This is a genomic window from Xanthomonas sp. LF02-5 (assembly GCF_034105325.1).
In the GTDB taxonomy this organism is placed as follows: Bacteria; Pseudomonadota; Gammaproteobacteria; order Xanthomonadales; family Xanthomonadaceae; genus Xanthomonas_A; species Xanthomonas_A sontii.
Genome location: NZ_JAXGGF010000006.1, coordinates 170,154 through 184,026, shown reverse-complemented (window position 1 = coordinate 184,026; position 13,873 = coordinate 170,154). Strand labels below are relative to the sequence as shown.

Here is a 13,873-nt window from a genome sequence, read left to right as displayed (position 1 = left end):
GTTTTCATTTGTCTACGGAGAAAGACAATGCCCTGGATCTACCTGCTGCTCGCCGGTCTGTTCGAGATCGGCTTCGCCCTCGGCCTGAAGTACAGCGAAGGCTTCACCCGGCCGTGGCCGACCGTGGCCACCCTGGCCGGTGCGGGCCTGAGCCTGTGGCTGCTGACCCAGGCGCTCAAGCACATCCCGCTGGGCACCGCCTATGCGATCTGGACCGGGATCGGTGCGCTGGGCACGGCGGTGCTCGGCATCGCCCTGTTCGGCGACAGCGCTTCGCCGGCGCGGTTGGCCTGCATCGGCCTGATCGTGGTCGGGGTGATCGGCCTGAAGCTGGTCGGGCACTGAGCGCAGCCCGCGCGCGCGTGGGCCTCAGGCGGCGGCGATGCGGCGCCGGGTCAGCACCCGCCCGATCAGCAGCCGGTGCGCGACCACCGCCAGCAGGGCGGCGATCGACAGTGCGATCAGCGCGCGGGTGAACACGCTGCCGAGGTTGCCGGCGTGCTGCAGCTGGTCCAGGCGCCCGAAGCGTGCGGGATCGGCATTGGCGTAGGCGATCTCGACCGTGGCGCCGTCCAGCAGCAACGGCGCGGCCTCCGCGCCGCTGGCCTCGAAGGCGCCGCTGTGCAGGCGGCCCTTGCTCTCGAACACATAGTGGAAGCGGTAGCGCACCAGTGGCTCGGTCTGCACGCCGAAGGCGCCGTCGGCGATCACCGGGACGGTGGCGACGGAATGGTCGCGCAGGATCGCGCTGGCCTGGCGGTAGTCGCCGAGCAGGTGATGCAGCAGGGCGCCGCCGCCGATCGCGAACAGGGTCGCGAACAGCAGGCGCGACAACCAGCGGGTCCGGGGCGATGGCAGATGGGGCGAGGATGCGGGCATGACAGTCTGCAGGCGGAGCGCACACGGGCGCGGCTCGGCACGGGTACATCGGTGGCTGCGGCACATGGCGATACCGCAGCCGGAACGGCGTGCGCCGACGTGGAATCAGTCAGCGTTCGTTCACTTTAACGCGATCGGCCCGGCAATGCCAGCCGGGGTGGCATCGGCCCGACCGGCGGGCGGCTACAGCCGATAGGCGACGGCCTTCATCAGTCGCGAGGCGGCGGCCATGACCGTGGGGATCGGCGGCGGCAGGCGTCGTGCCCCGGCCTGTTCGGCATGCTCGGCGTGGCGGGCCTCGTCGGCCTTCATCACTGTCAGCACGTCGCGGCTGCGCAGGTCGGCCGGCGGCAGGGTCTGCAGGTGCTCGTCCAGGTGCGCCTCGACCTGGCGCTCGGTCTCGACCACAAAGCCCAGGTTCCAGCCGTCGCCGCGCAGCCCGGCCAGGGTGCCGATCGCGTAGCTGCCGGCGTACCACAGCGGATTGAACAGGCTGGGGCGGCTATCCAGTTCGCGCAGCCGCGCCGCGCACCAGGCCAGGTGGTCGGTCTCTTCCTGCGCCGCCTCCAGCAGGTGCGCACGGGTGGCCGGATCGCGCGCGACCGCGGCCTGGCCGAAATACAGGCCCTGCGCGCAGACCTCGCCGACGTGGTTGATGCGCATCAGGCCGGCGGCATGGCGGCGCTCGTCCGGCGCCAGCACCACATCGGCGGTGGCCGCGGCCGGGTAGGGGCGCTGCGCCGGCGGGTCGCCGAATACGGTCTCCAGCGCGCGCTGGGCCTCGACCAGGGCGCGATCGAGCGGGGAATGCTGGCGGCTGGCGGTCATGGGGAAGCCCGGAAGCGGTGGGTCCTCGATTTTCGCCGCCGGCCGGTGTGCTGCCAAGCGCGCCACCGACCCTGGCACCGCAGGTCTAGGGCGCACTTGCGCGCGGCGGCCGGGCCACGTAGAATTCCGCCTCTTGCGTTTTTGCAATTCACAACGCGTGGCAAAGTTCCGGCCGTTCGCTGCAGGAATCCGCCCGACCAACCGAGTCTGATCATGAGCACCTTCACTGCTAAGTCCGAGACCGTCCAGCGCGACTGGTATCTCGTCGACGCCGCCGGCAAAACGCTGGGCCGGCTTTCCACCGAACTGGCCCGCCGCCTGCGCGGCAAGCACAAGCCGGTCTACACCCCGCACGTCGATACCGGCGATTACCTGGTGGTGATCAACGCCGAGAAGATCGTCGTCACCGGCAACAAGCTCAAGGACAAGAAGTACCACCGCTTCACCGGCTACATCGGCAACCTGAAGACCGAGAGCCTGGAGCAGGCGCTGGAGCGCCACCCGGAGCGCGTGATCGAAATCGCGGTCAAGGGCATGCTGCCCAAGGGCCCGCTGGGCCGCGCGATGTACCGCAAGCTCAAGGTCTATTCCGGTGCGGAGCATCCGCACGCCGCTCAGCAGCCGCAGGTTCTGGATATCTAATCATGGCGATTTCGCAAAACTACGGCACTGGCCGCCGCAAGTCCTCCACCGCCCGCGTGTTCCTGCGCAAGGGCACCGGCAACATCTCCGTCAACGGCCGTCCGCTGGATGAGTTCTTCGGCCGCGAGACTGCGCGCATGATCGTGCGCCAGCCGCTGGAGCTGACCAAGAACACCGAAAGCTTCGACATCCTGGTCACCGCCACCGGCGGCGGCACCACCGGCCAGGCCGGTGCGATCCGCCTGGGCATCGCCCGTGCGCTGGTGGAGTACGACGAAACCCTGAAGACCGAGCTGCGCAAGGCCGGCTTCATGACCCGCGACGCCCGCGAAGTCGAGCGTAAGAAGGTCGGTCTGCACAAGGCCCGTCGCGCCACCCAGTTCTCCAAGCGCTGATCCATCGCGCCTGGCGTGGGCTCCCTCGGGAGCCTGCTGGGGACCAAGCAAGAGCCCGGCTTCGGCCGGGCTTTTGTCGTTCTAGGGTTGTGGTTTGTGCTGGCAAGTGCAGTGGTGGTCGTCGAGGCTCTGCCTCGTTGGATCTACTCACGGGCTTGGGCGGTCGCCGGCCTGATTGGAGGTCCGGGGTCGCTGGGAGGTTTCCTGCCTCACGCTCGAGGTCGTGCGCCCCGCTGCCGAAATGCTTCCGATGAAGTTCATAGGCTCGCGCCTGCTTCCAACGATCCGCATTCCATCTGGTGGAGTAGCCCCCTTGGAGTCCAAGGGGGCGCGCCGACAGGCGCGGGGATGTGGAAGCGGAAGGCCGGGGCCCGCACCTTGCGCAGCAAGGTGTGGGGCGCAGGCGCTTTGCGCCTGCGCGAACCCGCAGCCAAACACACAAAAAAGGCCGATCTTTCGATCGGCCTTTTTTGTGTGTTTGGCTGCCCCGGATGGATTCGAACCACCGAATGCCTGAGTCAGAGTCAGGTGCCTTACCGCTTGGCGACGGGGCAATGTGGACTGCAAGTATCGCACGCCTTGGGCGTACACACCATGGTGGCTATGGGTGGACTCGAACCACCGACCCCAGCATTATGAGTGCTGTGCTCTAACCGGCTGAGCTACATAGCCCTGGTGAACCGCCAATTCTTATGGAGAAGCGGGCGGCTGTCAACGGGTTTCTGCGCTGCTTGTGGCCCGGCCGCAGCCATGGCAGAGTCGGAGCCAGTAGATTTTTCAGGAGTCCGCATCGTGATCGATCCGGACGGCTATCGACCGAACGTAGGCATCGTGCTGATGCGGCCGGATGGTCAGGTGTTCTGGGCACGCCGTGTGCGCCGGGACGGCTGGCAGTTCCCGCAAGGCGGCATGAACACCGACGAGACCCCGGTGGAGGCCATGTACCGCGAGTTGCGCGAAGAAACCGGGCTGTTGCCCGAGCATGTGGAAGTGCTCGGCGCCACCCCCGGTTGGCTGCGCTATCGCCTGCCCAGCCGGGCTATCCGCCGCAACGAGCGCCAGGTCTGCATCGGCCAGAAGCAGGTCTGGTTCCTGCTGCGGATGCAGTGCGACGAGAGCCAGCTGAATCTGGAACTGACCGAGACGCCGGAGTTCGACCACTGGCGCTGGGTCGATTTCTGGTACCCGGTGGAGCACGTGGTGCTGTTCAAGCGCGGGGTCTATGCGCGGGCGCTGCGCCACCTGGCGCCGCTGGCGCAGACCATCGCCGGCGCCGGCATCCGCGCCATGCCGACCCTGGCCCAGGAGGCCTGGCTGCCGGGCAATACGGCGGGCCACGAGCGGCCGCGCAAGCGTCCACGCAAGCGCGGCGGACCGTGGGCGGCGCGGATTAATAACGATTAACGGGCGGAATTGACAACCATTCTCACTTTGGTTTGAATGGGCGCCAGGCGCAGTCCGCGCCGTCCGCCGCCAAGCCCGCCGTGTACGTCTGCATCTGCAATGGGGTCACCGATCGCCAGATCCGCGAAGCCGCCGAAGCCGGCTGCCGCAGCGTGTCCGAACTGACCATGCGCACGGGCTGCGGGGCCACCTGCGGCTCCTGCCTGGACATGGCGGGCGACCTGCTGGAGCGCGCGCTGAGCCGCGAGCTGCCGTTGCCGGTGCTTGGCGGCCTGGCCCGCGCCGCCTGAGGCCGTCGCCGCGCTGCAGCGCGGGATGATCACGATTCGCGTTCCTTCACGCCGCAGCGCGATTCGCTAGAGTCTGCGCTTTCCGGCTTACGCGAGCGATGCAATGAAGGGCGACAGCAAAGTCATCGAGTTCCTCAACAAGGTCCTCTACAACGAGCTGACCGCGATCAACCAGTACTTCCTGCACGCCAAGATGCTGAAGAACTGGGGTCTAAAGGAACTGGCCGAGCACGAGTACAAGGAATCCATCGACGAGATGAAGCACGCCGACAAGCTGGCGGACCGCATCCTGTTCCTCGAGGGGCTCCCCAACTTCCAGGCGCTGGGCAAGCTGCGCATCGGCGAGAACCCCAAGGAAATCCTCGAGTGCGACCTGGCGCTGGAGCAGGACGGCACGGTCACCCTGCGCGAAGGCATCGCCTACGCCGAATCGATCCAGGACTACGTCAGCCGCCAGCTCCTGGCCGACATTCTGGAATCGGAAGAAGAGCATATCGACTGGCTGGAAACCCAGCTCGACCTGATCGACCGGATCGGCGAGCCGAACTACCTGCTGACCAAGCTCGACGACTGAATCGTCGGCGCATCACGCCGCGGCGCTGGCCTGTGTCGGCGCCGCGCAGGATGTTGTTCGCTCTGCGCTCCGGGATGGCGCTGACATGCACATGCAGGAGTCAACTGTCATGCAGCCGCGACGCGTGGCTGGCGCAAGGACGCCGCTGATCCAGCGCAGCGGCACACGCTGCTTCTGCGCGAATCCATGGTGACGACATGGCACCCGCATCGTGCGGCGTTGCCCTTTCTGTTGGAACGGCTTCCGCCGCGACGCGTTGCAGGCCGAAAGTCGCCGCTGATCCCGAACAGCGGCACGTGCCGCTCCTGCGCGAATCCATGCGGCCGACATGGCATCGGCATCGCACCACCTCGCTCTCCTGTGGGAGCGGCTTCAGCCGCGACGCGTTGATGGTGATCGTCGCGGTTGAAGCCGTTTCTGCACGCACCGGGCAGGCGGCGACTGCGGCGGTACGGCGCAAGCGCAGCGAGACCTTCCTGTACGGACCACCGCAACACGTCGCTGCTGAATCTCGCGGCGTCCTCTGCGCGTGATCGCGGGTGGAGCATGCGGCTTGGCGAAGGTCATGCAGGTGCACCACGACAGCCATGCATGCACAGCGCCACTGTTCCTGCAAGAGCGGCTTCAGCCGCGATGGCGTTACCGGTAGCACCTTGTCGCGCTGAAGCGCTGCTACAAGAAAGGCAGTAGGCCGTGCGTCGATGTCTTCGATGCACTGTGGCCGGGTCTTGCGGGCGATCGTGTCGCCTGCAGACGCGCCGTAGCGCGATACCGCGCTAGGGTTCGGCGGGCTCGGCGGCATCGCGGACGCTGGCGCGGTAGCCGCTCAGCGCCAGGCGCGCGCGCGCGAACTCGGCGATCACCAGGGCGACCGCGACCACCGGGCGATCCAGCGTGCCGGTGCGCACGCCCGACTCGATGCGCAGCGCCGCCGCCGACAGCGCCAGTGCGCCGAGGTTGGCGGCCGAGGACTTCAGCGTGTGTGCGGCCTCGCGCAGCGCGTCGCTCTGCGCCGTCGCCGCAGCCTGCTCCAGGCGCTGGATCAGCAGCGGCGCATCGGCCAGGAACAGCTCGACGATCTGCGCCACGCTGGCCGAGCCGATGACCTCGCGCAACTCGTCGAGCACGGCGATCTCCAGCACCGGCGCCGGTACCGCTGATGGCGGTTCCGGATCGTCTGCCTCCGGCGCGGCGAGCGGTGGCGTCGACGTTGCGGTGGCGACGCGCGATGCCAGGTCCTGTTCCAGCGCAGGCGCTGCCGGGGGGGCGTCGAGCGTGGCGTGATCGGGCGATGGCAGCGAGGCGGTCGACGTGGTGGTGGGGCTGGATACCGTGGCGGCGTCCGTCGTGTGCAGGGTGGTGTGGCGGGTGTCCTGCGGTTCGACGTGCACCGCCTCGGCGAGCGCATCCGCCGCTGGCCCGCTGGCGATCGCCGCGGACCCGTCCGCGGCTGCATCCGCCTCCGGCGCGAACGCCGCGCCGGCCGGCGCGACCGCCGGCTGCAGCGGCAGCCAGCGCTGCAGGCAGTCCTCCAGCCGCGCGCGGTCGAGCGGCTTGGACAGGTAATCGTCCATGCCGGCATCGAGGCAGCGCTGGCGGTCGCCGGCCATCGCATTGGCGGTCATCGCCACGATCGGCAGGCGCGGGCGCGACGCATCGGCCTCGCGCTGGCGCCACTGCCGGGTAGCGGCGTAGCCGTCCAGCACCGGCATCTGGCAGTCCATCATCACCAGGTCGTACGGCTGCCGCGACAACTGCGCCAATGCGGCGGCGCCGTCCTCGACGCTGTCGGCGTGGTGGCCGAGCGATTCCAGCAGCCGCCGCGCCACCATCAGGTTGACCGGATTGTCCTCGACCAGCAGCAGGCGGTAGCCGCTGCGCGGCGGCGGCGCGTCGGCCGCGACGGTCGTCGGTTCCGCGGTGCGGGCCGGTGCGGGGGCGTCCATGACGTCCGTCGCGAAGGCATCGTGGTAGAACGCGTCGGCGGTGTCGGTGCCTTCGCCAGCGGTCTCGCTGGCCAGGCTCGGCGTCGCCGGGGCCAGCGCCAGCATGCTGCGCAGGTCGATGTCGGCGGCCTGACGCGACAGCAGCGCGCCGTGCGCGCGGATTTCCTCGGGAATGTCGGCCTCGCCGTACAGCCAGATCAGCCGCGCGGTCTGCGGCGCCGGCAGGCGCGCCACCGCCCGTTGCAAGGCGCGCGCGCTCTGCCGCAGCCCGTCCAGGTCGCCGATCACCAGATCGTAGGTCGGGCGCACGCTACCGCCACTGCCGTTGCCGCGCAGCCGCTCCAGCGCCTCCTGGGTCGAATCGACCTTGCTCACCTGCACGCCCCAGTTCGGCAGCAGCACGCTCAGGCGCTGCTGCAGGCGCTGGTCGGCGCCGACCAGCAGCGCATGCAGCCGCGGCAGGCCGCCCGGATTCTGCGGCAGGTCGCCGATCACCTTCAGCAGCGGGATCTCGAACCAGAACGTGGCGCCCTGGCCCTGCCGCGACGCCACGCCGATGCGCCCGCCCATCAGTTCGACGATGCGCTTGCAGATGGTCAGGCCCAGCCCGGTGCCGCCGTACAGGCGGGTGGTGGAGGCGTCGGCCTGGGTGAAGGCCTGGAACAGGTGCTCCTGGCGCTCGGCGCTGATGCCGATGCCGGTGTCGCGTACCTCGAAGCGCAGCAGGTGCTGTGCCGGGGTCTCGCCGAGCCGGCGCACGCTCAGGTCGATGCCGCCGCGCGCGGTGAACTTGACCGCGTTGCCGAGCAGGTTGCTCAGCACCTGGCGCAGGCGCACCGGATCGCCTCGCACCGGCAGGCGCACCGCCGGGTCCAGTTGCAGCGCCATGCGCAGGCCCTTGGCCTCGGCCGCGCGCTGCATCAGCTCCAGCACGCCGTCGAGCAGTTCGCGCAGGTTGAAGGTGGTGATCTCCAGCTCCAGCCGGTTCGCTTCCAGCTTGGAGTAGTCCAGGATGTCGTCGACGATGCGCAGCAGTTGCAGCGAGGAGGTGTTGGCCGCGCGCAGCATCTCGCGCTGGTCCAGGCCGAGCGGGCCGCGCCCGATCAGTTCCAGCATCGGGATGATGCCGTTCAGCGGGGTGCGGATCTCGTGGCTCATCGTCGCCAGGAACTCGCCCTTGGCCAGCACGGCGGCCTCGGCGGCCTGCTTGGCCTGCAGCAGTTCCTGTTCCAGCCGCTCGCGCACGTGCACGTCGTGCTGCAGGGCGTTGCGCTCGGACTCGGCCAGCGCGGCACGCGCCAGCGCCGCATCCAGGCGTTCGATCTGCTGGCGCGCGCGGCAGCCAGCCAGGGTGGCCAGCGCCGCGGCGGCGGCCATGCACAGCGGCGCCAGCCAATGCCACAGCGGCGGCAACGGCAGCGCCAGCGGCGGCAGTGCCAGCAAGGTGCCGGCGACGGCGAGCGCCGCGGCGAAGGTCGCCGGCCGCGGGACGGGCCGACGTCTGCGGACGGACATGGCTAGAGCACCGCGTTCTGGAAGTCGAAGTTCAGCTGGTCGCCGACCGACTGCACCAGGTTGCCCTGGATGAAGTCGACCCCGCCCATCCACATCGCGGCCGCGGCCTGCGCCTGTTCGATCTGCTGGCCGATGATCAGCAGGCCGGCGCGGTGTGCCAGGTCGATGGTGGCGCGCAGCTGGTCGCGCAGTTCGGCATCGGCATGCGCGCCGGCGAAGCGTGCCGACAGGCGCAGATAACCCAGCGGCAGATGCGCCAGTAGCGCTTCGGCCTCGGCGCCCGGTTCGAACTGGCTGATGCAGAACTGCACGCCCAGCGGCATCAGCCGTGCGCAGAACTGCTGCAGCGTGGCGGTGTGGACCAGCGCATCGTCCAGGCGCAGGTCGATCACCAGCGAGGTGCCGGTGACGCCGCGCCGGCCGATGGTGTCGATCAGCCATTCGGCGAAGGCGGTGCGCGCCAGCGTGCGCGTGGACTGCGAGACGAACAGGCGCAGCGGCGGGGTGGCGTGCTGGTACAGATGCAGCAGGCCCAGCGCGTGGTCCAGCACCTGCTGGTCGAGGTCGGCGAGGCGTCCGCCGGCCTCGGCGGCCGGCAGCACCTGGCCGGCCGAGAGCAGGCTGCCGTCGCGCTGGCGCAGGCGCAGCAGGACCTGGTACTGGGCGATGTCGCCGCCGGCGACGGCGACGATCGGCTGGTAGGCCGGTTCCAGTTGTCCCTCCAGCATCCCGATGCGCTGCAGGTCCTCGTCTGTGCGCGGCGGCACGTAGGCGGCGATGCTCTGCGGATGCAGCCGCGCCTGCAGTGCGGTGCGTTCGACCGCTTCGAGCGCGCTGCCGGCGTCCTCGAAGCCATGGCCGAAGTCGGCGTAGCCGATCGCGCAGCGCAGGTGCAGCGCCTCGTCCTCGCGCAATGGGAAGGCGTGGCCGGACAGGGTGTCGCGCAGGCTCTGCGCGCGTTGCCGCTGCGCGTCGGCATCGGCGTCGTCGGCCAGCAGCAGGAAGCTGTTGTCGTTGAGCCGCGCCAGCGGCTGCGGCGCGGTGATGCCGGCCAGGCGGCGCCCGGCCTGCACCATCAGCCGCTCGAACGCAGCGTAGCCATAGCGTTCGCGCAGGCCGAGCGCGCTGGCGATCTCGATGAAGTACAGGCTGCCGGGGCGGCGCGCGCGCAGCGTCGTGTCCAGCAACTGCAGCACGTGGGCGCGGGTCGGCAGGCCGGTCTCGGGATTGTTCAGCGGCACCGCCTCGGCGTGACCTTGCTGGGCCTGCTGGCGGGCGCGGCGGATGCGGTTGGAGACCGCGGCGATCAGGTGCCGCGGCCGGATCGGCTTGGTCAGGAAGTCGTCGGCGCCGCTGTCGAGCACTTCGTATTCCAGTTCCGGATCGGCGTCGCCGGACAGGAACACGATCGGCAGCAGCTGGTGCTGCGGCTGCTGGCGGATCAGCGCGGTCAGGCGCATGCCGTCCAGTCCCGGCATGTGCAGATCCATCAGGATCAGGTCCGGCCGGTAGTCGACGATGGCCTGCTGCACGCCTTCGGCCTGCATCTGCACCTGCGCATGCATGCCGGCGCCATGCAGCACGCTCTGCGCGAACAGCGCCTGCGCGCGGTCGTCCTCGACGATCAGCACGCGGTACGGCGCGGCCGCGGCCGGTGCGGCGGGATCGGAGGCGGCGTCGGCGACGACGAAGGCGGTCGCGTTGGCGTCGGCGGTGCCGTCGTCGTGCTCGCTGGCGGCCAGCGGCGTGGCGGCTGCCGCCAGTTCGGTGGGCACCGGAGCGGCCAGGCCGTCACCGGCGACAGGGTCGGCGGGCGCCGCGCGCTCCGCATCGCCGACCCAGCGCCGCCAGTAGTGCGGCGGCGGGGTCTCGGCGCGGACATGGCGCGCGCGCGCGTCCTCGCGAGGGGAAAGCGGAGCGGTGTCGTTGGCGGGCATCGCGTCTGGTTCCTGGGGCGCGTCCAATTATGCGACGAAGTTCACGATGGCTGTGCGCCGGGCTGCGAGGGGTTGCCGGTCGGTGCCGTCGGCGAGGCCAGCAGGCGGCGCATGCCCCGCCACAGCAGGCGCCATGTCCACCACACCAGCAACGCGCCGAGCGCGCTCGCCGCCAGCACGACGGTCAGTGCCAGCCACGGGTGCGCGAGGGCCAGGGCCAGCGCGGCGATCACCACCGAATCCTCGGCCAGCGAGGCGATCCAGTTGCTGGCCGGTTCCGGCGAGGTGTTGAGCAGGGCGCGGGTGCCGGCCTTGAGCGCGTGGCTGGTCAGCGCCACGCCCGCGCCGGTGGCCAACGCGCCGGCGCTCAGCTGGCCGTCGGGCGAAAGCGTGGCCGCGGCTAGGAAGGCGCCGGCCGGAATCCGGGTCAGGGTCTGCAGCAGGTCCCACACCGAATCCACGCCGGGGATCTTGTCGGCGAAGAACTCGGCCAGCGCCAGCGCGCCGGAGGTGCCGAGCACCCACCACGACTGCGTCGCCTGCAGTGCCGGCGGCAGCTCCAGCCAGCCGAGCAGGCCGGCCAGGCCGATGCCGAACACGGTCAGGTAGACGCGGATGCCGGCCAGCCAGGCCAGCAGGATGCCGATTACGAAGAGATGGGCGTCGGTCATGGCAGGCGCTCCTGCAAAGCACGGATGCCGGCCACTATCGGCCAAGCCCGCCACGAAGGCCAGCCCGTGGCGCGGGCCGGCCGCGCAGTCCGGCGCTGCTCAGGAGGGTGGCTTACACTAGGTGGCCCAGCAGGCCGACCCGCGAGGATCGACGCCGGCGCCGCCTCGGTGGCGCGGCAGCGCGCATGAACCGACCCGTTCCCCGTTTCCAGATCGTGCCCAATGGCGCCGCGCCCCGCCGCGGCCGCGGGCTGTGGTTGTTGCTCGCCGGGCTGTGGCTGCTGTCGCTGGCGCTGACCTGGTGGCTGGCCAGCCGCCAGGCCGCGCCGCGGCTCGGTGCGGTCAGCGCGCAGTTGCGCGAGGCCGAACGCAACCTGCAGGCGCAGCAGCGGCAGATCGAGACGCTCAACCAGCGCCAGGCGACCCTGGCCCGTTCCGACCAGATCAGCCGCGCCGCCAACAACGAGGTGCAGAGTTCGCTGGCAGAGCGCGACGAGGAGATCGCCGGGCTGCGTGCCGACGTGGCGTTCTACGAGCGCCTGGTCGGCGCGACCAGCCAGCGCAAGGGCCTGAGCGTGCATTCGGTGGAGTTCTCCGCCGAGGCCGGCGGCACCTGGCGCTACAACGTGGTGCTGACCCAGAACCTCAACCGCGGCGCGATCAGCCAGGGGCAGCTGCGGCTGACCGTGGAAGGCGTGCGCGGCGGCAAACTGACCAGCGTCGGCTGGGACGAACTGCACCAGAAGACCGGTGTGCCCGGGCAGGACTACTCGTTCCGCTACTTCCAGCAACTGGACGGCAGCGTGATCCTGCCCAAGGGCTTCACCCCGCAGCGGGTGCGGGTGGCATTGAGCGGCGGGGGGGCGCCGGTCAGCCAGACCTTCGATTGGACATTGGCCGGTAACGGCAAAGGGGAATAATCAGCCTATGTTTGGGAACAAGAACAGCCGCAACAGCGGCCAGACCGTGGTCGATACGCTGATCGGCGCGCAGGTGGTGATCCGCGGCGACCTGGTGTTCAGCGGCGGCCTCTACGTGGAAGGGCGCATCCTCGGCAAGGTCGTCGCCGAAGACGGCGCGCCGGCCACGTTGACCCTGTCCGAGCACGGCAGTATCGAGGGCGAGGTGCGCGCACCGGTGGTGATCATCAACGGCCAGCTGATCGGCGACGTGCATGCCGCCGAGCGCGTGGAACTGGCGTCCAAGGCGCGGGTGCAGGGCAACGTGCACTACCAAGTGGTGGAGATGAACGCAGGCGCGCAGCTGACCGGGCGCCTGATCCACGCCGGCAGCCTGGCCGCCCTGGCGCCGCCGGAAGCGCACCGCGAGGCCGCCGGCGACGCCGAGCCGCCGCGCGCGCTCACCGCCGAGGCTTGATTCGGCCGTCCGCCGTCCCCATTCTCCCGCCATGAGCACTCTCGTCTCCCTGCCCGGCGCCGCGCCCACGCCCGACTACCAGTCCCTGGACCGGCCGTTGAACTTCACCGCGGCCGCCGCGGCCAAGGTGCGCGAGCTGATCCGCGAGGAAGGCAACGACGCGCTGGCGCTGCGCGTCTACATCCAGGGCGGCGGCTGTTCCGGCTTCCAGTACGGCTTCGAGTTCGACGAGAACCGCGCCGAGGACGACCTGGCGGTGCAGACCGACCAGGTCACCCTGCTGGTCGACCCGCTCAGCCTGCAATACCTGATGGGGGCGGAAGTGGATTACAGCGAAGGCCTGCACGGAGCGCAGTTCGTGATCCGCAATCCCAACGCCAAGACCACCTGCGGGTGCGGCAGCAGCTTCAGCGTGTAGACACGCTGCGGCTTGCGGGACGCACGGTTTGCCTGCACCCTGCGGCGCATGTCCGATCCGACGCCTGTCTCTTTCGCCTTCGCCGGTCCTGCGATCGACCGTGCCGATGCCGTACGCAACGACCCGGCCGCGCTGCGCCAGGCCTGGGAACAGGCCAGGGTGCTGGTGCTGGAAGCCGATGGCCAGGCGCATGCCGATGCCGACGGACGCCCGCTGATCGCCAGCGCCGCCGCCCTGGGCGCGCTGGCAGAGCAGGCCATCTTCCTTGGCCTGGACCAGGATCAGGCCTGGTTCGCGCTGGCCGCCGACGCGCTGCCGCAGGCGCTGGCGCCGCCGCAGCGCATCGACCTGCGCCGCGCCGCGGCCGAGTGGCCGGCGCCGGAGGCGGGCCTGTTCGCCTACGCCCGCGCGATGCTGCACTGGCAATCGCGCACCCGCTTCTGCGGCGTGTGCGGCGGCACCATCGCGTTGCAGCGCGGCGGCTTCCTCGGCGTCTGCACGCAGTGCGCCAGCGAACACTATCCGCGGGTGGATCCGGCGGTGATCGTCGCGGTCAGTGATGGCCGGCGCCTGCTGCTGGGGCGCCAGGCGAGCTGGCCGGCGCGGCGCTACTCGGTGATCGCCGGCTTCGTCGAGCCCGGCGAATCGCTGGAACAGACGGTGGCGCGCGAGGTGGCCGAAGAGACCCAGGTGCGGGTGCGGCCTGGCAGCTGCCGTTACTACGGCGCGCAGCCGTGGCCGTTTCCCGGCGCGCTGATGCTGGGCTTCAGTGCGCAGGCGGAGGCGGACACGCCGCAGGTCGACGGCGAACTGGAAGACGCGCGCTGGTTCGAGCGCGAGGAGGTCGGCGCCGCGCTGGCGCGCCTGGCGGCGCAGGGCGACAGTGCCGACGATGGGCACGGCCTGCGTCTGCCGCCACGCATCTCCATCGCCCGCGCGCTGATCGAGGATTGGTACCGGCACGGCGCGCCGGCCTGACCGCGCCGGCACGTTCCGC

The 13,873-nt window shown here is 70.2% G+C and carries 16 protein-coding genes and 2 tRNA genes; 11 read left to right on the top strand and 7 right to left on the bottom strand.

From position 1 onward, the window contains the following. The first annotated feature begins 27 nt into the window (after window positions 1-27). Window positions 28-345: a multidrug efflux SMR transporter gene (locus SLW52_RS16330; protein ID WP_017910331.1), complete on the top strand. Its 318-nt coding sequence runs from the start codon at window positions 28-30 to the stop codon at window positions 343-345. A 24-nt stretch (window positions 346-369) separates the two neighbouring features. On the opposite strand, the gene SLW52_RS16325 is transcribed toward SLW52_RS16330, so the two are convergent. Both SLW52_RS16325 and coq7 read right to left on the bottom strand, forming a co-directional pair. Next, window positions 370-834 carry a hypothetical protein gene (locus SLW52_RS16325; RefSeq protein ID WP_017910330.1) on the bottom strand — a complete coding sequence of 155 codons (465 nt, stop codon included), beginning with the start codon at window positions 832-834 and terminating at the stop codon, window positions 370-372. Between the two features lie 228 nt (window positions 835-1,062). Further along, window positions 1,063-1,707 carry a 2-polyprenyl-3-methyl-6-methoxy-1,4-benzoquinone monooxygenase gene (gene coq7 / locus SLW52_RS16320; RefSeq protein ID WP_017913963.1) on the bottom strand — a complete coding sequence of 215 codons (645 nt, stop codon included), beginning with the start codon at window positions 1,705-1,707 and terminating at the stop codon, window positions 1,063-1,065. Window positions 1,708-1,920: 213 nt separating this feature from the next. Between coq7 and rplM the strand changes: the two genes are divergently transcribed. Together rplM and rpsI are read left to right on the top strand one after the other, a co-directional pair. Continuing rightward, window positions 1,921-2,349, top strand: a complete 429-nt coding sequence (gene rplM / locus SLW52_RS16315; RefSeq protein ID WP_010341420.1) for a 50S ribosomal protein L13 — start codon at window positions 1,921-1,923, stop codon at window positions 2,347-2,349. Between the two features lie 2 nt (window positions 2,350-2,351). Then, complete coding sequence (rpsI, locus tag SLW52_RS16310; RefSeq protein ID WP_010341421.1) at window positions 2,352-2,744, top strand: 30S ribosomal protein S9; 393 nt, start codon at window positions 2,352-2,354, stop codon at window positions 2,742-2,744. Between the two features lie 479 nt (window positions 2,745-3,223). Here the strand turns inward: rpsI and SLW52_RS16305 are convergent. After that, a tRNA-Gln gene (locus SLW52_RS16305) sits at window positions 3,224-3,298 on the bottom strand. A 41-nt stretch (window positions 3,299-3,339) separates the two neighbouring features. Next, a tRNA-Met gene (locus SLW52_RS16300) sits at window positions 3,340-3,416 on the bottom strand. Between the two features lie 120 nt (window positions 3,417-3,536). On the opposite strand from SLW52_RS16300, the gene SLW52_RS16295 reads away from it, so the two are divergent. The 4 genes from SLW52_RS16295 (at window position 3,537) to SLW52_RS16280 (ending at window position 5,545) form a co-directional block, all read left to right on the top strand. Further along, window positions 3,537-4,148, top strand: a complete 612-nt coding sequence (locus SLW52_RS16295; protein WP_010341422.1) for an RNA pyrophosphohydrolase — start codon at window positions 3,537-3,539, stop codon at window positions 4,146-4,148. An 80-nt stretch (window positions 4,149-4,228) separates the two neighbouring features. Continuing rightward, a complete protein-coding gene (locus SLW52_RS16290) occupies window positions 4,229-4,438 on the top strand; it encodes a (2Fe-2S)-binding protein (RefSeq protein ID WP_017912292.1) in 210 nt (69 codons plus the stop codon). A 103-nt stretch (window positions 4,439-4,541) separates the two neighbouring features. Continuing rightward, a complete protein-coding gene (bfr, locus tag SLW52_RS16285) occupies window positions 4,542-5,012 on the top strand; it encodes a bacterioferritin (RefSeq protein ID WP_017910327.1) in 471 nt (156 codons plus the stop codon). A 197-nt stretch (window positions 5,013-5,209) separates the two neighbouring features. Then, window positions 5,210-5,545, top strand: coding sequence for a hypothetical protein (locus SLW52_RS16280; RefSeq protein ID WP_295940107.1), 336 nt, complete (start codon window positions 5,210-5,212; stop codon window positions 5,543-5,545). Between the two features lie 243 nt (window positions 5,546-5,788). On the opposite strand, the gene SLW52_RS16275 is transcribed toward SLW52_RS16280, so the two are convergent. From SLW52_RS16275 to SLW52_RS16265, 3 genes are read right to left on the bottom strand one after another with little or no spacing between them, the layout of a single operon-like run. Beyond that, window positions 5,789-8,473 carry an ATP-binding protein gene (locus SLW52_RS16275; RefSeq protein WP_295940104.1) on the bottom strand — a complete coding sequence of 895 codons (2,685 nt, stop codon included), beginning with the start codon at window positions 8,471-8,473 and terminating at the stop codon, window positions 5,789-5,791. Between the two features lie 2 nt (window positions 8,474-8,475). Then, window positions 8,476-10,410: an EAL domain-containing protein gene (locus SLW52_RS16270; protein ID WP_320740720.1), complete on the bottom strand. Its 1,935-nt coding sequence runs from the start codon at window positions 10,408-10,410 to the stop codon at window positions 8,476-8,478. A 41-nt stretch (window positions 10,411-10,451) separates the two neighbouring features. Then, entirely contained in the window at window positions 10,452-11,081 is a 630-nt protein-coding gene (locus SLW52_RS16265; RefSeq protein ID WP_267098768.1) for a DUF4126 domain-containing protein, read from the bottom strand. Window positions 11,082-11,266: 185 nt separating this feature from the next. On the opposite strand from SLW52_RS16265, the gene SLW52_RS16260 reads away from it, so the two are divergent. From SLW52_RS16260 to nudC, 4 genes are read left to right on the top strand one after another with little or no spacing between them, the layout of a single operon-like run. Beyond that, window positions 11,267-12,001 carry a DUF6776 family protein gene (locus SLW52_RS16260; protein ID WP_017912460.1) on the top strand — a complete coding sequence of 245 codons (735 nt, stop codon included), beginning with the start codon at window positions 11,267-11,269 and terminating at the stop codon, window positions 11,999-12,001. A 7-nt stretch (window positions 12,002-12,008) separates the two neighbouring features. Beyond that, window positions 12,009-12,458, top strand: coding sequence for a polymer-forming cytoskeletal protein (locus SLW52_RS16255; RefSeq protein ID WP_017908989.1), 450 nt, complete (start codon window positions 12,009-12,011; stop codon window positions 12,456-12,458). Between the two features lie 31 nt (window positions 12,459-12,489). After that, entirely contained in the window at window positions 12,490-12,876 is a 387-nt protein-coding gene (erpA, locus tag SLW52_RS16250) for an iron-sulfur cluster insertion protein ErpA (protein WP_017908990.1), read from the top strand. A 48-nt stretch (window positions 12,877-12,924) separates the two neighbouring features. Further along, window positions 12,925-13,854: an NAD(+) diphosphatase gene (nudC, locus tag SLW52_RS16245; RefSeq protein ID WP_295948192.1), complete on the top strand. Its 930-nt coding sequence runs from the start codon at window positions 12,925-12,927 to the stop codon at window positions 13,852-13,854. Window positions 13,855-13,873: the final 19 nt, after the last annotated feature.